The organism is Pseudomonas sp. FP2196 (assembly GCF_030687715.1).
In the GTDB taxonomy this organism is placed as follows: domain Bacteria; phylum Pseudomonadota; class Gammaproteobacteria; order Pseudomonadales; family Pseudomonadaceae; genus Aquipseudomonas.
Genome location: NZ_CP117445.1, coordinates 2,514,567 through 2,534,389 on the forward strand (window position 1 = coordinate 2,514,567; position 19,823 = coordinate 2,534,389).

Genomic DNA, 19,823 nt, shown 5'->3' on the forward strand with positions numbered 1-19,823 from the left:
GACAGCAGGCCACGAGGGCCGGGGGACTTGATCACTATAGAAGGCTCGGGCCATTGGGCAACTTGCGAGGCGCTTGCGCCGGTAACATTTTCTTGAAAATCACTGTTTCTTCGCCTTGGGATTATCGTTTTAATTGTTATAAGGTAACGCGTTTTTAGCGGGAGCTTCGTTGTGAGCACCCGGCTTCATCCATTCGATTGCGATATACCCATGACGACTGTTCTTCCTCGTTCTACCTCATCGACCGCTGGCCGGCTGCTGTCCATCGATGCCCTGCGAGGCTTGGTGATTCTATTCATGCTGCTTGATCACGTGCGTGAAACTTTCCTGCTGCATCGCCAGGTCTCTGATCCGATGGACATAGCCAGTACCGAGCCTGCACTGTTTTTCAGCCGCACGCTGGCGCATCTGTGCGCGCCGGTGTTTGTGCTGCTGACCGGGTTGTCGGCATGGCTGTTCGGCGAGAAATACGCGGGGAAATCGGACGTCAGTGCATTCCTGTTCAAGCGCGGGCTGTTTCTGGTGGTGCTGGAATTCACCCTGGTGAATTTCGCCTGGACCTTCCAACTGCCGCCGAGCGTGATTTACCTGCAAGTGATCTGGGCGATCGGCCTGAGCATGATCGCGCTGTCACTGATGGTTTGGTTGCCGCGCGCGGTGCTGCTGGCGTCGAGCCTAGTGATCATCGCCGGGCATAACTTGCTCGACGGTGTGCATTTTCCTGTGGAATCGGCGCTGCATGTGCCATGGGCGGTTCTTCATGACCGCGGCTGGATCGAGGTCAGCGACACTCTGCGTTTGCGCACGTCTTATCCGCTGCTGCCGTGGATCGGCGTGATCGGCCTGGGTTACGCGCTGGGGCCGTGGTTTGCCCGAGGCGTAGACGTGTTGGTGCGCCAGCGTCGTCTGTTGATTGCCGGTAGCGCCGGGGTGCTCGGTTTTGTCGCACTGCGTCTGGTCAACGGTTACGGCGAAAAACCGTGGGCGCTGGGCGACACGCTGCCGCAGACCCTGATGAGTTTTTTCAACATCACCAAATACCCGCCGTCGCTGCTGTTTATCACGCTGATGGTGAGTGCCGGGTTGTTGCTGTTACTGGCGTTCGAGCGGGTGCAGGATCGACGCTGGATTCGCTGGTTGACTGTGTTCGGTTCGGCGCCGATGTTTTTCTACCTGCTGCACTTGTACGCTTTGAAGCTTCTCTACCTGATCGGCGTTGCGCTGTTCGGGCTTAATCAGGGCAGCTATTTTGGCTTCAATTCGGTAGCGGCAATGTGGCTGTCGGCGGCGTTGCTGGCGGTTGCCTTGTTCCCGGCGGTGCGCTGGTTCTCGGCGCTTAAGGCGCGTCGTCGCGACATCGCCTGGTTGAAATATCTATAAGCGCTTAGCGACTATTGCGTTCGCGGGCGAAGTCGATGAAAGCCTTGAGCGGTGACGGTACATGGCGCCGGCTCGGGTAGTACAGATGCAGGCCGGGGTAGTAGGGGCACCAGTCTGCCAGTACCTGGACCAGACGCCCGGAACGTAGATGTTCGTCGACCATTTCTTCGAACACATAGGCCAGTCCCAATCCTTGCAGCGCGGGGCCGACCATCAGGCTGACATCGCCCAGGGTCAGCGGGCCATTGACTTCGATTTCCTGGGTAATGCCGCCGCGTTCGAACTCCCAGCGGTACATCGCGCCGCTGGGGAAGCGGTGGCGAATGCACGGCAGATCATGCAACTCCTCGGGTTTTTGCGGCGTGGCGTGGCGCTGAAAAAATGCCGGCGAACCGACCACCACCGAGCGCATCGTCGGACCAATCGGCAGGGAAACCATGTCGGCCTCCAGTCGATTGCCAAAGCGCACGCCGGCATCGAAACCGCCGGCGACGATATCCAGCAGTGCATCGCTTTCGACTACTTCCAGACGAATATCCGCATAGACCTGCAAAAACTCACTGGCAATTGGCAGCAGCACCAGCTCACAGGCCTGGCGGCCGGCAGTGATACGCAGGTTGCCGGAGGGTTTGTCGCGAAAATGGTTGAGGTCTTCCAGTGCATCATCGATGTCGCGAAACGCCGGTTTCAGGCGCGCGTAGAGGCGTTCGCCAGCCTCGGTCAACGCCACGCTGCGGGTTGTGCGGTTGAACAGTCGCACGCCGAGACGATTCTCCAGCGCTTTGACCGAGTGGCTCAGAGCCGACGGCGTCAGGCCAAGTTCAATCGCTGCTTTGCTGAAATTCAAATGCTGCGCCGTGCACAGGAACACCGAGAGGTCTGCCGCTGAGGGTGATTTCATCTGTGAATGCCTTTCACAAAGTCATGCAAAATTGCTGGGATTATCACATCAGTAACACGCGCTTAAAGTCGCATCAACTCATCGAGAAGACCCGGCACTGTCGCCAAGGGTCGCTGACAGGAGGAGTTGCTATGCGTACCTGGTTCATTACTGGAGCTTCCCGTGGTTTTGGCACACTCATCGCAGAACGCGCCTTGCATTTTGGTGACGCGGTGATTGCCACTGCCCGTAACCCACAAGACATCACTGATCGCCTCGGCGATCACCCGAATCTGCTGGCGGTGCGTCTCGACGTGACCCGAGAAGAGGAAGCGCATCAAGCGGTCGCGCAAGGGGTCAAGCGTTTCGGCCGCATCGATGTACTGATCAACAACGCCGGGTTCGGCGTGCTGGGCGCGGTGGAAGAAACCAGCGCGAGCGAGACCGAGCGCCTGTTCGCCACCAATGTGTTTGGACTGCTCAACGTGACCCGCGCTGTGCTGCCACATATGCGCTCGCAACGCAGTGGCCATGTGATCAATATCTCTTCAATTGGCGGCTATCAGGCGTACATGGGGTGGGGCGTTTACGGGTCCACCAAGTTTGCGGTGGAAGGCATCAGCGAAGCGCTTTACCAGGAACTGGCACCGCTGGGTATCCATGCCACGGTGGTCGAACCGGGTTTCTTCCGCACAGACTTTCTGGATGAGCAGTCGCTGATCAAAACCGCACTGGTGCTGCCCGATTACGATGAAACCGTGGGCAAAATGCGCACCTTCGCCGAGGCCGCGAACCACGCGCAGCCGGGTGATCCACTGAAGTTCGCCGAGGCGATCCTCGCGCTGGTCAACGCACCGAATCCGCCACAACGCCTGGCGTTGGGTAGCGACACGGTTGCGCGAATCGAGGCGAAGAATCGGTTGGTGGCGCAAGAACTGGCCGAGTGGAACGAGTTGGCACTGTCCACCGACTTCAAAAACTGAACCACACAACCTGTGTGCGAGCTTGCTCGCGAAGGCGGCGTATCAGTCGACATCAACGCTGACTGACACTCCCTCTTCGCGAGCAAGCTCGCTCCCACAGGGTTTTAGGCTGTCCGGATTATTTGCGATCCAGCCATACAGTTTGCGCATTGCAGAACTCGCGCACACCAAAGTGCGACAGCTCACGGCCGAAACCGCTTTTCTTCACGCCACCGAAGGTCACGCGAGGGTCGCTGGCTGAGTAGCCGTTGATGAACACGCCGCCGGTTTCCAGTTCGCTGGTCAGTTGCTGAGCCAATTGCACGTTGGCGGTGTAGATCGTTGCGGTCAGGCCGAACTCGCTGTCGTTGGCCAAGGCGATGGCATGCGCGCAGTCACGGGCGGTAATGATCGAGGCGACCGGGCCGAACAGTTCCTGTTTGAACGAGGTCATGCGATCGGTGACGTCGGCCAGCACGGTCGGTTCGTAGTAGTTGCCCGCACCTTCAGCCTTGCCGCCACCCAGCAGCAGGGTCGCGCCTTCTTCGAGGGTGTCGCGCACTTGTTGATCCAGTTCGTCACGCAGATCGAAACGCGCCATCGGGCCGATGTACGTGTCGGCGGACAGTGGATCGCCGACCTTCAGCTTGCGTGTGGCCTCAACGAATTTGCGGGTGAATTCCTCGACGACGCCTTCTTCGATAATCAAACGCTTGGCGGCGGCGCAGACCTGGCCGGAGTTCTGGTAACGACCGATCACGGCGGCTTGCACCGCTTCGTCGATATCAGCGTCGTTGAGCACGATAAACGGATCGGAGCCGCCGAGTTCCAGCACGCATTTTTTCAACGCAGCGCCGGCCTGGGCGCCGATGGCCATGCCGGCGCGGACGCTGCCGGTCAGGGTCACGGCGGCAATGCGCGGGTCAGCAATGGCGGTGGAAACGCCTTGCGGGGTGACGTTGAGCACTTCAAACACGCCATCGGCGAAACCGGCGCGCTTGAAGGCATCACGCAGCAGATAGGCGCTGCCCATCACGTTCGGTGCATGCTTGAGCACGTAGGTGTTGCCGGCGAGGAGCGTCGGTACTGCGCCGCGCAGCACTTGCCAGATCGGGAAGTTCCACGGCATCACTGCCAGAATCGGGCCGAGCGGGCGGTATTCGATGCGCGCCTTGCCGCCTTCGACCTGAGTCGCCTCGGCGTCGAGCATGGCCGGGCCGTGTTCGGCGTACCACTCGCAGAGCTTGGCGCATTTTTCGATTTCGCCTCGCGCCTGGGCAATTGGCTTGCCCATTTCCAGAGTGATCATGGTGGCCATGGCTTCGGCGCCTTCACGCAGAGCACCGGCAAGGGCACTCAGCGCGCGGGAGCGATCCTGCAGCGGCTTGCGCTTCCATTTCGAGAAGCCGAACGCGGATCGGGTCAGCGCGGCATCGAGGGCTTCGGCGGATTCAAAGGCGTACTGACCGATCTGCTCGCCGGTGGCGGGGTTGATCGAGATGGCGTGGGTCTGGCTGGAAATCTGGCTCATGGCTTTCGTCCTGCGTGTCGAATGTGATGGGCCTAGAGTAGGGTGGCGTTAGTTTTCTGGAAACTGAATAATAAAGATCGTTTCTTTCACGATTGGAGAATGACTGTGGATCTGGTGCAGCTGGAAATCTTCAAAGCCGTTGCCGAACACGGCAGCATCAGTGCCGCCGCGGCGCAGATCCATCGCGTACCGTCGAACCTGACCACGCGAATCAAGCAGCTCGAGCAGGACCTGGGCGTCGATCTGTTTATTCGCGAGAAAAGCCGTTTGCGCCTGTCGCCCGCCGGGTGGAGTTTTCTTGAATACGCACGGCGCATTCTCGATCTGGTTCAAGAGGCACGGGCCACGGTGGCAGGTGAAGAACCGCAGGGCGCGTTTCCCCTGGGTTCGCTGGAAAGCACGGCGGCGGTGCGCATCCCCGAATTGCTGGCGGCGTACAATCAACTGCATCCGAAAGTCGATCTGGACTTGTCGACCGGTCCGTCCGGGACGATGATCGATGGCGTACTGTCCGGGCGTCTGGCGGCCGCGTTCGTTGACGGCCCGGTGCTGCATCCGGCGCTGGAAGGCGTGCCGGCGTTCGAAGAAGAAATGGTCATCATCGCGCCGCTCAATCACGCCGCAGTCCAGCGTGCGGCGGATGTGAATGGCGAGAATATTTATGCGTTCCGCTCCAACTGCTCCTACCGGCATCACTTCGAAAAATGGTTCAGCACCGACGCCGCCGTACCCGGCAAGATCTTCGAAATGGAGTCCTACCACGGCATGCTCGCCTGCGTCAGCGCAGGCGCCGGGCTGGCGCTGATGCCGCGCAAAATGCTGCAAAGCATGCCCGGCAGCGCAACGGTGAGTGTCTGGCCGCTGACGGCAGATTTTCGTTATCTGACCACCTGGCTGGTCTGGCGGCGGGGCACGGTGTCGCGCAGTCTGAGCATGTTTGTGCGTTTGCTGGAGGAGCGAGGGGTGGTGCGGGCGGGGGAGTGACTGGCGCCTCTCAGCCCGCGACGGCCTGCGCAGCGCCCACCGGGCTCATTTCGCTTCACCCTGTGGCTTGAGGCTGGCGATCAGTTCGTCGGTGCTGACGATGACGTGGGCGAAGGTCGGGCCATTGAGCTCGTGGGCGGCGTGCATCATTTCAGGCTTGAACGCGGCGGTGGCATCGCGCACCAGGGTCACGTGGTAGCCCAGCTCCGAGGCGTAACGGGCGGTGGCCTCGATGCAGGTGTTGGCCAGCAGGCCGACGATGATCACGTGGGTGATGCCTTTCTGCTTCAGGCGAAAATCCAGGTCGGTATTGGCAAAACCACTGGAGCCCCAGTGTTCCTGCACGACGATGTCGCCATCCTTCGGTGCGAAATCCGGGTGCCATTCGCCGCCCCATTCGCCACGGGCAAAATGGTGCATGTGCATGATCTTGCATTGGGTCGGGGTGGGGTGATCCCAGTTTTCGTAGTCGCCTTTTTCCCAGCGGTGATGGGGTACGATGACCACCGGAATGTCTAGCTCGCGCACCGCGCGGTCGAGTTTGCGCAGGTTGTCGAGCAAGCCGTTCTGCTCGGCCATCGGTTTGATCAGCGGAAAGATCTTGCCGCTTTCCGAGAGAAAATCGTTGTACGGATCGACCAGCAGGTAAGCGGTTCTGTCCAGTGAATAGAGAGGTTTCGACATGACTGTTTGCTCCGGCAATTGGATTGATCGGTGCGGAGGGCTTGTCCCGGCATCGTGTGAATATGATAATCATAGTATGTGTAAAAGAGGCAAGCCCTGATGTCTGTAAACGATAGTCCTGCTGCGCCGACCCTGTGCCCGATTGACCGGGCCGAGACGATCGTCGGCGACCGCTGGACGGTGCTGGTTTTGCGCGAGTTGTTCATGGGCAATCATCGCTATGACGAGATCCAGGCGCAGACCGGAGGCACCCCGCAAATGGTCGCCGCTCGTCTGAAAAGCCTGGAGGCGGACGGACTGGTCGAGCGTCGCTTGTACAACGAGCGGCCGAAACGCTACGAGTACCACCTCACTGCGAAAGGTGAGGCGTTCTACCCGGTGGTCATCGCTTTGCGGGCGTGGGGAGAAACCTGGTGCAAAGCACCGGAGGAGGGCCTGGCGGTGAGCATGACTCACAAGAAGTGCAATCACAGCGCAGGTCTCGGCCCACTGTGTGATCACTGCGGTGAGCCGCTGCGCCGTGAAGACCTGATCAGCCAGCCGCAACAAGCCTACGCCGCCGAACGGCAGGCGCGGCGTGAGGCGTTCAAGGCGAAATAGCGTCGATCACGGCGTGCCGTTGCGTCCGTGCAGCAGAAAGCCGGGCCGTTGGCTCAAACGCTCGTAATAGGCGTTTACCGCCGGCAGATGCGGATGCTCGAGCGGGGTTTCAAACCAGCGATTCACCGACAGCCCGATGGGGATATCCGCGAGAGAAAACTGCTCGCCGCTGACGTAGGCGCCGGTTTTTTCCAGCTGTCGGTCGAGGATTTCCATGTTTTTCGACCACTGCTTGATACCGGCGGCCAGCGCGGTGCTGTCCTGATAGTCCGGCGATTGGCGCACCAGTGACATGAACGGGTACGACCACGAGCGGTTCAGTTCCGAAGCCTGCCAGTCGATCCACTGATCAACCCGCGCCCGCGCTTGTGGTTCGGCTGGATAGAGGTGCAAGCCTTGGAAATTAGCCGCCAGATAACGAATGATCGTGTTCGATTCCCACAGGGTGAAATCACCGTCCTGAATCACCGGCACCATGGCGCAGGGATTCAAGGCGAGAAACTCCGCTGATTCGGTCGACCGAAAGCCTGTGCCCCAATCCTCGCGTTCGAACGCAATGTCGAGTTCAGCGCAGGCCCAGAGCACTTTGCGCACGTTGATCGATGAAGCTCTGCCCAGTATTCGCAGCATTGGATTTCCCTGTCCGGTAGTGATTGGTCGCAAATAAATACCACACTCCAATACGCAAGGCCCGCACACGGCGGGCCTTGCGTTTTCATCAAAGCAACCTCAAAGACTGCTCGCCAACGGAGAGGTTGAAGCTGCCACGGGTGAGGAAATCATCGGTCTGAATGTGCGTGAAGATACAGCCGAAGCCGAAGCCGATCCCCAGCACCCACGTACCGATGCGGTTGAGCACATGGATGAAGCGATAGCCGATGATGCCTATGATCCCCGAACCGGGGGCACCGATGACGATGCCGACCGGCACCGGAACACTGTCGACCACGTTTGCAGCCTGTAGGCGGAAAAAGGCCGGGACATGCCCGGCCTGATTGACGAAAAAACAGTGCCTGCTGTCAGCGGTTAAGGAACGCCAACAGATCCTCGTTCAATGCCTGAGCGTGAGTCACCGCAAAACCGTGCGGCGCACCCGCGTAGACCTTCAGCTCGGCACCCTTGATTTGCGCAGCCGCCTGCTTGCCAGTGGTTTCGAACGGCACGATCTGGTCGCCGTCACCATGGATCACCAACGTCGGCACATCGATCTTGGCCATGTCCGGGCGGAAGTCGGTTTCCGAGAACGCGGTGACGCAATCCACGGTGCCTTTGAGCGAGGCCAACAGGGCGACGTTCAGCGTCTGGGTCAGTACGCCGTCGGAGACCTTCTGGCCCTGATTGGTGCCGTAGAACGGCGCAGCGAAATCCGCGATGAACTGCGCACGATCCTTGAGCAGGCCAGCCTTGATGCCGTCGAACACAGTTTTGTCGACGCCTTGCGGGAAGTCGGCTTTCTTGCCGAACAGCGGAGTGACCGCGCCCAGCAACACCAGCCCTGCAACACGTTCGCTACCGTGACGGGCGATGTAGCGGCTGACATCGCCGCCGCCCATGGAGAAGCCCACCAGCGTCACGTCGCGCAGATCCAGATGATTGATCAATTGCGCGATGTCATCGGCAAAAGTGTCGTAGTCATAACCGGTCCACGGCTGATCGGAACGGCCAAAACCGCGACGGTCGAAAGCGATGGTGCGGTAGCCGCGGCTGCTCAGGTATTCCATTTGGTATTCCCACATATCGGCATCCAGCGGCCAGCCGTGGCTGAACAGTACGGGCTTACCGCTGCCCCAGTCCTTGTAATAGATTTCGGTGCCGTCTTGAGTCTTGAACGTGCTCATGGAAACTCCTGCGTTTGGGGTCATTCGTGGACTTAGCAGCCTTTACTATCCGCGCAAATTCCACAGGCAACTTGTACGCAGGTGCTAAGTTTGCCCCTGCTCGCGCAGCCATTTGTTTTCAGGGGTTGTAAGATGCAACCGCATGAAACGACCGTTCTGCTGGAGATATCTGAAATGAAGCGCAAAAGTCTTGAAGGCAATGCCTGCCCGGTCGCCCGGACACTGGATCTGATTGGCGACTGGTGGTCGTTGTTGATCATTCGTGATGCGCTGGACGGAATTCGCCGGTTCAGTGATTTTCAGAAAAATCTGGATATCGCCAAGAACATGCTCAGTGCCCGGCTCAAGGCGCTGGTAGAGCAGGGGATCCTGCAAACGGAGTTGGCGGCTGACGGTGGTGCCTATAAGGAATACGTGCTGACGGAACGCGGCAAGGCTTTGCAGACCGTAATCGTCGCGTTATCGCAATGGGGCGGCGAGTTCATGTACGCGCCGGGTGAGCGGGGCTCGGTGATGGTTGATGTGAAGCATCGTCAGCCGATCAGGAAGCTGGAATTGATATCGGCCGATGGTCGCATACTGGCGCCGCAGGACGTCGCGACCCGATTGGGTGTTGATTACTGACTTTGACTGCGGGCAACCCCCGATAGACGGACAAAACTTATATTTGACGTCAAAATGATGGCCATCTAATATCGCGCCACTATTTTGATGTCATTCTCCGTCTCGAGGGATCGAACATGTACCCACCCGCCCTCGTGGCGAGGTTGTGCGTAGCCTTGCTGTGCCTGTCTCCACTCCAAATCGCAGCCGCTGCACCCACCCCCGGTGACACCGACCTGATTCGCGACCGCCAGAATCGCCTGCTCGAAGAGCAGCAGCGGCGCCTCGAAGAACTCAAGGACCTGCCCGGCAAAGACGCCAAGCCTACGCAACCGGCAGCGCCCACCGATACCCGCTGCTTCCCGATCAAAGACATCGAGCTCAAGGGCGCCGACAGTCTTTCCGAGCGCGACAAGACTCGCCTGCTCAAACCCTACATCGGTGAATGCCTGGGTGTGCCGCAGCTCAACGAGCTGCTCAAAGTCATCACCGATTACTACATCGAGAAAGGTCTGGTCACCAGCCGTGCCTACCTGCCGCAACAGGATCTGTCCGGCGGACATCTGAAAGTGCTGGTGGTCGAGGGCAAGCTTGAAGGCATGAAAGGCGCCGAGAACAGCAAGCTGTCGGAGCGTGAACTGGCCATGGCGTTTCCCGGCAAGTCAGGTGAATTGGTCAATCTGCGCGAGATCGAGCAGATGGTCGATCAGCTCAACCGCCTACCCTCTAACCAGGCAAAAATGGAACTGGCGCCGGGCCAGAACGTCGGTGGCAGCACCGTGCTGGTCAACAACACCCCACAGAAACCCTGGCGTGCAGGCTTGTCGCGCAGCAACGACGGCCAGCGCAGCACAGGCGAGCAACAATGGGGCACGACGTTCGACTGGGACAGCCCGTTGGGCCTGGCCGATCAGTTGAGCCTGCGCGGCGGTCACGACGCGATGACCGATCACCAGCACACCTCCAACAACGCCATGCTCAATTACAACTTGCCATGGGGCTGGTGGAACTTCAGCTACACCTACAGCCAGAGCGAATACCGCTCGCAGATCGCCGCCAACGGCTACAACTTCAAGCAGACCGGCGACAGCGAAAACCATCAGATCCGCGCCGAGCGAGTGATCCACCGCGACGCCGTCAGCAAGACCTCGCTCAACGCTGGCCTGTCCTACCTGCGCACCAACGCCTTTATCGAAGACAGCAAACTCAAGCTGAGCAGCAACCGCATCAGCGAAGCGCAGTTCGGCTTCAACCACGGCCGCCGTGTCGGCAGTGCGTTCGTCAACTTCGACGCCGGCATGCAGGAAGGCATCGGCGCCTTCGATGCGCAGGGCAGCCACAATCCAGGTCCCGGCGAACCGAACGCACGCTACCGCAAATACACCGCCACCCTGAGCTACTTGCAGCCGTTCAAGGTGTGGGGTGAGTCCTTCAGTTTCAGCAGCCTGATGACCGGCCAGCGTAGCGAAGACGTGCTCTTCAGCTCGCAGCGCACCAGCCTTGGCGGGTCATCGTCGATCCGTGGCTACAAGGATCAATCGCTGTCCGGCGACAGCGGCGGTTACTGGCGCAACGACCTGCGCTGGGCCCGTCCGGTGACCCTCGAATGGCTACAGCCGGTGTTCGCCGAATATGGCACCAGCCTCGGTTACGACCAGGGCGTGATTCGTGGCGATCGCTACAACGGTGATCAGCACGGGCGCATGTCGAGCAACTCGCTGGAGCTGTTCGCCCGTGGCCAGCACGTCGCCGCTAGCGTGACGTTTGCCCACTCCCTGGAACGACCGGACGCGCTGACCGAGCGCGAAGCACCGATCTATTTCCGCCTGGATTTTTTCATTTAATTTTTGCCTGCCCCGAGATTCTGACATGGACATCCGTCAACTGGCCTGCCTGGCCAGTCAGCCTTCTGCTGCCGTAAAACACCGCGAACACTTCCTGGGTATGCCAAAACGCGGTCTGGCGTTCCTGCTGGCGAACGTCATGTTCTGGCAACCGATGTGGGCGCAGGCGGATGGAATTGTCGTCAATGCCCCCGGCACCACACTCGACCGCGCGGGCAATGGCGTGCCGATCGTCAATATCGCCGCGCCCAATGCGACGGGGCTTTCGCACAATCAGTTTCATGATTACAACGTTGGTGCTGAAGGCGTCATCCTCAACAACGCCACAGCGCGCACGCAACTGACGCAACTGGGCGGGATCATTCTCGGCAACCCGAACCTGCGTGGCACTGCTGCGCAAACCATCCTCAACGAAGTCAACGGTGGTAGCCCCAGCCAGTTGCGCGGTTACACAGAAGTGGCGGGGCAGTCAGCGCGAGTGATTGTCGCCAACCCCTATGGCATCACGTGTAACGGCTGCGGGTTCATCAACACGCCGCGCGTGACGTTGACCACCGGCAAACCGGTGCTCGACAATGGTCGGCTGGATCGTTTTCAGGTGGATCAGGGCAGTGTGTCCATCGACGGCGCCGGACTGGATGCGAGCAACGTCGACAGCTTTGAAATCATCACGCGCAGCGCGCAGATCAACGCGCAGATTCACGCCAAACGCCTGAGCATCACCGCCGGCCGCAACGACGTAAACGCAGACACGCTCGCCGCCACCGCGCGGGCTGAAGATGGCAGTGCCAAACCGCAACTGGCCATCGATTCTTCGGCGCTTGGCGGCATGTACGCCGGGGCGATCAAACTGGTGGGGACGGAGCAGGGCGTCGGTGTGAAACTGGCCGGCGATCTTGCCTCCAGCGCCGGTGATATCCAGATCGATGCCAGCGGCCAGTTGAGCGTAGCCAAAGTCACTGCCAGCAATGCAGTCGATGTCAAAGCCAAGAGTCTCGATGCCCAAGGCGCTGTTTATGCCGGCACGCAACTGGCTGTGCAAACCGCTGAAGATCTGGTCAACCGGCAGAGCCTTGCCGCCAGAGACAGTGTGATCCTGAACAGCGGCGGCAAATTGACCAACAACGGCGTGATCGAAGCCGGGGTGAACGCCGACAACAGCCGCAACGCCACGGGTGATCTGTCCATCAACAGCGCGGCGCTGAGCAACACTGGCAGCGTGTTGGCCAGTCGTTCGCTGAGCGCCACGGTCGCAGGCCAGTTCGACAATCAGAACGGCATCGTCCAGGCGAAAACCGTCACCTTGAGTGCGACCCGTCTGGTCAACCAAGGCGCCGACGCACGTATTTATGGCGAAACCCGTCTGGCCATCAGCGCCCCGGCCATCGTCAATCTCAACGGTCTGATCCGCTTTTCCGATGGTCAGGCGGCGACGCTGTCGGTCGACAGCCTCGACAACCATCAGGGCCGTATCGAAATCGCTGGCGGCAGTCTCAAGCTCGATGCCCGGGATGTGCAAAACGCTGACGGCAAAATCGTAGCAGGCCATCTGGACATCGATGCCCGGCAAGTCGACAACACCGGCGGCCTGATCGGCGCCAGTCAGAGTGATGCCAAGGTTGTAGCCCGTGAGCGGCTCGACAATAGCAAAGGCAAAATCCAGGCGACAAACACTCTGGCGGTGTCCGGCGGTGAATTGCTCAACCACGGCGGTACGCTGGCGGCTGACCGGATACAGGTCACAGCCACTCGCCTCGATAACAGCGCCAAAGGGGTGATCAGTGCCGAAAACGGTGCTGCCGAGCTGGCACTTGAGCAGGATCTGGATAACCACGACGGCAAGGTACAGGCATCGGTTCGCCTGACCGTCGTTGCTCAAAGCATCAACAATCGCAATGCCAACCTGATCGGCAAAACCCTCGAAGTGACCAGTCGCGGCACACTCGACAATACCCAAGGCACCCTTTCTTCCGATGACAGCGTGGTCACCAGCGAAGACTTGGACAACAGCCAGGGGCTGATTCAGGGCAATGATCGCCTGAACGTTACCGCCCGCGATCTGCAGAACTCGGCCGGCAAATTGCTGGGCGGCGTGGTTGACGTGCAACTTGCCAACCTCACCGGCAACAACGACGGCACCCTCAGCGCGGAGAGCGGCAAACTTACGCTGGTGGTCCAGCAGCACCTGAACAACGCGCTAGGTCGGTTGCAAGCCGGTCAGGGTGATGTGGTTATTCACGCCGCTTCGCTCGATAACCGTGGCGGTGTCGTCGCGGCGCAGCAACTAGTGGTGATGGCTGAGAACGGCCACGTCGACAACCGTGGCGGGCGCATCATCAGTGATGGTCTGGACCTGCACGCGGCCAGCCTCGATAACAGCAATAACGGTCTGTTGGCGGCGGGTGTTGACGGTGCGCGGTTGATCCTCAAACGAGCTGCTCCCGGCCAGTCGCAACTGCTCAACGTCAAAGGCCGAATCCAGAGCGATGCCGACTTGCACATCGAAAGCGATGTCGTCGACAACAGCGCCGGCGTCCTGCTTGGCAAAACCATCGACGTGACCGCCACCCAACTGAGCAACAACGACAAAGGTGGCATAGTCGGCAACGGCGGTGATGTCGCACTTAAAATCAGTGGTGTCTTCAGCAACGTCACTGGCGTGGTCGATGCCGCTGAACAACGCCTGCTGCTCGATCAGCTCACCGAACTGGATAACCGTGGCGGCACCTTGCGCGGCAAACGACTGGACATCACCAGCGCTTCGATCAACAACAACGCTGCCGGCCAGATCATTGCGGGCAGTGACGGCCTGAAAATCACCGGCAAAACCCTGCTGAACCAGCAAGGCGTGATCCTCGCCAATGGCAGTCACGCCGAGCTGGCTCTCGGTAGCGGAAACCTTCAGAACCAGGGCGGCACGCTGCAGGCCGACACACTGGAGATCACCAGCGCCGAACTCGATAACAGCGCAGTCAACGGCAAGGCCGGATTGATCTCCAGCCTGTTGGGCGAACTGAAATTGACCGTAACCCGCCTGGCTAACCGGGCCGGCAAGATGTTCGCCAAGGATCAGTTGGTGTTCGTCGGCGACAGTCTGGACAACGCAGGTGGCGAAATCAGCGGCAATCGATTGGCGCTCGAAGCGGTCAGCCAGATTCTCAATCAGGGTGGCCTGATCGAATCTGCTACCCATCTGATGCTCACCAGCGGCCAATTGAACAACAGCGCCGGCGGCCAGATTCGCGCACTCGGCGGCGCCTCCAGTCAGATCAAACTGACCGGCAACCTGAACAACCAGAGCGGCGTGATCGAGATCGGCAGTCAGGATCTGATGCTTACCGGGACCCAGCTCAATAACCTCAGCGGTAGCGTGCGTCACGCTGCGCAGGGCGTCTTCGATCTGGACCTGACCAATCTGACCGGCACCCAGGGCAGCCTCACCGGGCTGGGCAAAGGCGTGTGGGATGTCGGATCGGTCAACGGCGTCGGCACCTGGCAACTCAATGGAGGCCTGACCTACACCAGCGCTCAGGATCTGACCCTCAACGCCGACGACCGCATCGCCAGCGCTTCGGCACTGAGCCTGAATGTCGCCAACCTGACCAACGCCGGGCAACTGCTCAGCGACAGTGATCTGACGCTGACCCTGACCGGAAATCTGCTCAACAGTGGGCGGATGTCGGCGCAACAGAAACTCACCATCAGCGCCAACGATCTGATTCAACAGGACGGGCGCCTGGTCAGCGGTGGCGATACCGCACTGACCCTGCGCGGCACGCTCGATAACCTCGGTCGCCTGATCGCCAACCAGAACCTCACGGTGACGGCGGCGCGTATCAACAACAAAGGCACCCTCGGCGCCCAAGGCAATCTTGAATTCACCGCTGCCAACGGCATCTACAACGGCGCCGACACCCTGCTGTTCAGCGGCGGTACGATGAAACTGCATAGCAACAGCCTGAACAACTTCTACGGCGACATCTACAGCCGCGGCAACCTGAGCTTCGACGCTGTGGGCGGCGGTCGTGCCGCGTTATTCAGCAACTTGTCGGGCACCGTTGAAGGCGAGGGTGATATCGATATCAATGCAGTCTCGGTGGAAAACGCCAAGGCTGAATTCGAGATGACTTCGGGGCAATCATCCGGCAGCTTGAGCTGGGTGTGCGGCCAGCATTGCGGCGGCGGTGATGGCTGGAAACGCGGCTATATCACCATCACCACTGACTTCAACGATCAAGTCCTCAAGGACTCGCGCGCGGCACGATTTGTGGCCGGCAAAAACTTCAACATCCACGCCAACCAAGTGGAAAACCGCTACAGCCTGCTGGCGGCCAACGGCGACCTGACGGTGACCGCCGACAGCCTGTTGAACCAGGGCGCGGTCTCGCGTTCGGGCCATCGGGTGCTGCAGATCGGCACGCCGGGGCATATCGACAACAGCCTCTGGGATCAGATGGAGTTCGTCGACATCCCGGCATTCAACGCGGCGACAGCGGCGGGCAACTTCGACGAGGCGCGTTTCGAAGAATTGGTCAGTCGCTCCAGTGACTCGCGATTCGCCCCGACCAGCGACGTCACCACCTGGAATGAAAACGGCAACAACGTCTACTCGGCGGTGCTTCAGGCCGGTGGCAAAGTCAAACTGGACGTCACCAACAGCATTCAGAATGGCACGCTTTACGAAAACACCTATGGGCAATTGACCGGATCTTTGTCCAGCGATCAGACCTCGGTGGCGGGTGGCATCAACATCAATCTGGGCAAGCACAGCACTGACGCCAGCACCCAGGCACCGAAAGACGTAACGCGCATCGAACGCGTCGATGCCGATGGCGTGAAGCAGATCAGCTTCGTCCCGGTCGACTTTAAGGGCGTACCTTTTGCGGCGGTCGATCCGACGGCCTCCTCGACGTTCCGTCTGCCGAAAGGCCCATACGGCATGTTCGTGCAGAGCACCAATCCGCAGAGCCGTTATCTGATCGAAACCAACCCGGAGCTGACCCAGACCGCGGCGTTCATGAGTTCCGACTACCTGTTGGGCAAACTCGATTTCAGCGCCGACGAAACCGCGCGCCGCTTGGGTGACGGTCGCTACGAATCGCGTTTGATCAGCGACGCGGTCATGGCCCAGACCGGCCAGCGTTTCCTCGCTGGCGGCCTGGAAAACGACTACGAGCAATTCCGTTATCTGATGGATAACGCGCTCGCCAGCAAGAACGAACTGAACCTGTCGGTCGGCGTAAGCCTGACCTCCGCGCAGGTTGCCGCACTGACCCACGACATCGTCTGGATGGAAGAACGTGTCGTCGATGGCCAGAAAGTGCTGGTGCCGGTGCTTTACCTGGCACAGGCCGAATCGCGCAACGTGCGCGGCGGCAGCCTGATTCAGGGCCGCGATCTGGAATTGCTTGCCGGCAATGACCTGGTCAATGTCGGCACCTTGAGCGCTACCAAAGACGTCTCCGTCGACGTCAAGGGCAGCCTCTATCAGGGTGGTCTGGTCGAAGCCAACGAGCGCATCACGCTCATGGCCACCGACAGCATTCGCAACGCCTTGGCCGGCGAGATTCGCGGCAATCAGGTCAGCCTCACCAGCCTCAAGGGCGACATCGTCAACGATCGCACCGCTGTCGCCGTGCGTGACGGCAACGGCATGCGCACGCTGGTCGATGACGGCGGCAACATCACCGCGCGAGACAGCCTGACCATCAAGTCCGGCCAGGATCTGGTCAACTCGTCATCCATCAGCAGCGGCGGCGACGCCAGCCTGAGCGCAGCCCGCGACATCAACCTGCTGGCGACGCGCAACGAAAACGAACTCCACGAAGTGTTCAATGGCGGCCATCGCTCGGTCGTCACCACCACCGTGGAAAACCTTGCGTCGACGGTGAAAAGCGGCGGCAATCTGAAGCTCGATGCCGGCCGCGACATCAACGTCGTCGCCAGCACCGCCGAAGCCAAAGGCAACCTCAACGCCGACGCCAAGCGCGACATTTACATGTCCTCGGCCGGCGACGAAAACAATGTCGAAACCCATAGCAAGGATGGCAAGAAACGCGTCCACGAAGAAGACAACCACACCGTCCAGAAAGCCGCCGAGTTCATCGCGGGCGGCGACGTGAAAACCAGTTCCGGACGCGACACCACGCTGGTCGCAAGCAAGATCAGCGCAGGCAATGAAGCCTACGTCTACGCCGGCAATGATCTGAACCTGCTGGCCGCGCAGAACAAGGACTATTCCCTCTATGACATGAAAGAGAAGGGAGGCTTCGGCAGCCTGAAACTCAAGCGCGACGAAGTCACCCAGGTCACCCACGTGGGCAGCGAGATCAAGACCGGTGGCAACCTCTCGCTCGTCAGCAAGGGTGACCAGCTCTATCAAGTGGCCAAGCTCGACAGCGGCAAGGACATCGTTCTCGACAGCGGCGGCGCCATCACCTTTGAAGGGGTGAAGGATCTGCATGATGAGAGCCATACCAAAACCAACAACAACGCCGCGTGGGTCTCGGCCAAAGGGCGCGGCAACACCGATGAGACCTTGCGTCAGACACAGATGATTGCCAAGGGCAACATCGTGATCAAGGCCGTTGATGGGCTGAAGATTGATATCAAGGATGTCAATCAGGAGTCCGTGAGCCAGACGATTGACGCTATGGTCAAGGCTGACCCGCAATTGGCTTGGTTGAAGGATGCCGAGGCGCGCGGGGATGTTGACTGGCGGCTCGTTAAAGAGATTCATGAGTCGTTCAAGTATGACAACTCTGGGTTAGGCCCAGCCTCACAGATAGTCATCGCGATTGTCATGGCGGCATTTGTCGGGCCAGCAGCGTTGACTGCCCTGAGCGCGAGTATGGGCACAGTCTGGGCTGCAGGTCTTGCTGCTGTTGCGACTGGAGCCGCCACCAATGCCACTACCAGTTTCATCAATAATGGCGGAAACCTTGGAGCTGTGTTCCAGGATGTAACTTCCTCGGATGCACTGGCCAGCTACGTGATTTCCGGAGTGACCGCTGGCCTTACCGCTGGTTACTTCGACAGCATTCTCAAGACCACGACGAACCCGATTACCGGTAAAGTCATGACCGACTTGAGCAGTCTGGAAGGTATCGGCCGTTTCGCCGGTAACCAGCTGTTGCAGAACACCACTTCGACTGTCTTGGGTGGGGCTCTTGGTCAGCATGCGGATTTTGGTAACGCATTGACAGGTGCTCTGTTGAGCACCCTGAATGCGGCGGCATTCAATGCGGTGGGCGACTTTGCTGCTAGTCAGGGTTGGAAGGACGGCAGTCTCGAAAAAATCGCATTGCACGCAGTTGTTGGCGGGTTGCTGAACGAAGCTGCGGGTGGTGATTTCAAAACGGGTGCATTGGCCGCTGGCGCTAATGAGGCCCTCGTTACCCAGTTGGCCACGTTGGTGAAGAACGACAGCAACCTGTTGTCGATGTCCTCCCAATTGGTGGGTGTAGCTGCAGCTGCCGTGAGCAACGGTAACCTTCAAGACGGCGCCACGATTGCGAAAGACGCCACCAACTACAACTACCTGATGCACCACGAAATCGTGGAAATGCTCGATGAGCAGGCAAAGTGCGCATCCGAAACCTGCAAAACAGAAGTGCGGGAACGCTATGCCGATCTGGATGAGCAGAGAAATGCAGAGCTGGGCAGCCTTTGCCAGAAAAATCTAACGGCCTGCAACCAGCTTTCGGCAAAACTGCAAGCCGATGCACCGAAAATCCGAGAACTGGCAGAGCAACTCCGGCTCAGCGGGGATATAGGTGCGGCTGCAACTGTGGGCTGGGTCATCACCGAGAATAACCAGGCTGCACAAAATACGATCACGAGAGAGGTTGTTGTTCAGCGTGATGGTGAGGCGGGCGCTTTTTGGGGGGATGCTGCAGAAGTATTGGCAGATACTGCGGGTGGTGGTAGGCCCGGTAGCAGTAAAGGAACGACTAAGACCGGAGCCTCAGAAACAGCGGACCTGCCCAAAACCGGGAGTAACGGGAGTGGCGGTACAAAGGAGCCAGGTGATACCGTTGTGCGCAGTGATAATGATTTCAGTGCGACGGTGAATGGAAACGGCAAACCTAAAGCGCATATAAATGAAAACGGCGATCTGGTCCCGCCAAACATCGACGGGACCGGTAGCGTTCAATCGCACGTGCGGGGTGGTAGCCCTGAAAATTCGCCATACATATCTGTTACCGATCCAAGCGCGACGTCGAACCCTAAAGATTATGGCACTAACAAAATAGAGATCGACGTCAAACGACTGCAGCAAGATATTGATTCCGGTGCATTGCCAGATACAAAATTTTTGACAAGTCAACAGGTGGCGGCGGAGCTACAATCAAAAGTTGATGCGGCGCGCACTCGATATACAAATAACCCATCCAATAAAAACAAGGACTCGTTGATGAGCGCGGAAAGGGACTTGGGGAACGCCACACGTGATGGAGAATGCCTGATCAAGGGTTGTGTGCCAGCCGACTATATTAAAACGGTAAAAAAGTAGGA

General features: G+C 59.3%; 12 protein-coding genes and 1 pseudogene. 7 read left to right on the forward strand and 6 right to left on the reverse strand.

The features are described from left to right. The first annotated feature begins 210 nt into the window (after positions 1-210). Complete coding sequence (locus tag PSH79_RS11415) at positions 211-1,380, forward strand: DUF1624 domain-containing protein (protein ID WP_305442883.1); 1,170 nt, start codon at positions 211-213, stop codon at positions 1,378-1,380. A gap of 4 nt (positions 1,381-1,384) precedes the next feature. Here the strand turns inward: PSH79_RS11415 and PSH79_RS11420 are convergent, their stop codons facing one another. After that, entirely contained in the window at positions 1,385-2,281 is an 897-nt protein-coding gene (locus tag PSH79_RS11420; protein ID WP_305442884.1) for a LysR family transcriptional regulator, read from the reverse strand. A 131-nt stretch (positions 2,282-2,412) separates the two neighbouring features. Between PSH79_RS11420 and PSH79_RS11425 the strand changes: the two genes are divergently transcribed. After that, the gene (locus PSH79_RS11425; RefSeq protein ID WP_305442885.1) at positions 2,413-3,243 is read left to right on the forward strand and encodes an oxidoreductase; all 831 of its coding nucleotides are present in this window, start codon (positions 2,413-2,415) and stop codon (positions 3,241-3,243) included. Between the two features lie 118 nt (positions 3,244-3,361). On the opposite strand, the gene PSH79_RS11430 is transcribed toward PSH79_RS11425, so the two are convergent. Further along, a complete protein-coding gene (locus PSH79_RS11430) occupies positions 3,362-4,753 on the reverse strand; it encodes an aldehyde dehydrogenase family protein (protein ID WP_305442887.1) in 1,392 nt (463 codons plus the stop codon). A 105-nt stretch (positions 4,754-4,858) separates the two neighbouring features. Here PSH79_RS11430 and PSH79_RS11435 point away from each other — a divergent pair, with 105 nt between their 5' ends. After that, positions 4,859-5,737: a LysR family transcriptional regulator gene (locus PSH79_RS11435; RefSeq protein ID WP_305443923.1), complete on the forward strand. Its 879-nt coding sequence runs from the start codon at positions 4,859-4,861 to the stop codon at positions 5,735-5,737. Positions 5,738-5,782: 45 nt separating this feature from the next. On the opposite strand, the gene PSH79_RS11440 is transcribed toward PSH79_RS11435, so the two are convergent. Then, positions 5,783-6,421 carry an isochorismatase family cysteine hydrolase gene (locus PSH79_RS11440; RefSeq protein ID WP_305442889.1) on the reverse strand — a complete coding sequence of 213 codons (639 nt, stop codon included), beginning with the start codon at positions 6,419-6,421 and terminating at the stop codon, positions 5,783-5,785. Positions 6,422-6,520: 99 nt separating this feature from the next. Here PSH79_RS11440 and PSH79_RS11445 point away from each other — a divergent pair, with 99 nt between their 5' ends. Next, complete coding sequence (locus PSH79_RS11445; RefSeq protein WP_305442891.1) at positions 6,521-7,021, forward strand: helix-turn-helix domain-containing protein; 501 nt, start codon at positions 6,521-6,523, stop codon at positions 7,019-7,021. A gap of 6 nt (positions 7,022-7,027) precedes the next feature. Here the strand turns inward: PSH79_RS11445 and PSH79_RS11450 are convergent, their stop codons facing one another. The 3 genes and pseudogenes from PSH79_RS11450 to PSH79_RS11460 all read right to left on the reverse strand — a co-directional run bounded on the left by PSH79_RS11450 (position 7,028) and on the right by PSH79_RS11460 (position 8,859). Further along, positions 7,028-7,651, reverse strand: coding sequence for a glutathione S-transferase family protein (locus PSH79_RS11450; RefSeq protein ID WP_305442892.1), 624 nt, complete (start codon positions 7,649-7,651; stop codon positions 7,028-7,030). A gap of 118 nt (positions 7,652-7,769) precedes the next feature. Next, positions 7,770-7,970: pseudogene (locus tag PSH79_RS11455) on the reverse strand (cytosine permease); the annotation flags it as partial. Between the two features lie 70 nt (positions 7,971-8,040). Then, on the reverse strand, positions 8,041-8,859 hold the full coding sequence (locus tag PSH79_RS11460; protein ID WP_305442894.1) for an alpha/beta fold hydrolase: 819 nt from the start codon (positions 8,857-8,859) through the stop codon (positions 8,041-8,043). Positions 8,860-9,033: 174 nt separating this feature from the next. On the opposite strand from PSH79_RS11460, the gene PSH79_RS11465 reads away from it, so the two are divergent. From PSH79_RS11465 to PSH79_RS11475, 3 genes are all read left to right on the forward strand, one after another. After that, positions 9,034-9,483, forward strand: coding sequence for a helix-turn-helix domain-containing protein (locus PSH79_RS11465; protein WP_305442896.1), 450 nt, complete (start codon positions 9,034-9,036; stop codon positions 9,481-9,483). A 116-nt stretch (positions 9,484-9,599) separates the two neighbouring features. Continuing rightward, entirely contained in the window at positions 9,600-11,306 is a 1,707-nt protein-coding gene (locus tag PSH79_RS11470; protein WP_305442898.1) for a ShlB/FhaC/HecB family hemolysin secretion/activation protein, read from the forward strand. 25 nt (positions 11,307-11,331) lie between these two features. Then, entirely contained in the window at positions 11,332-19,821 is an 8,490-nt protein-coding gene (locus tag PSH79_RS11475) for a DUF637 domain-containing protein (protein WP_305442899.1), read from the forward strand. Positions 19,822-19,823: the final 2 nt, after the last annotated feature.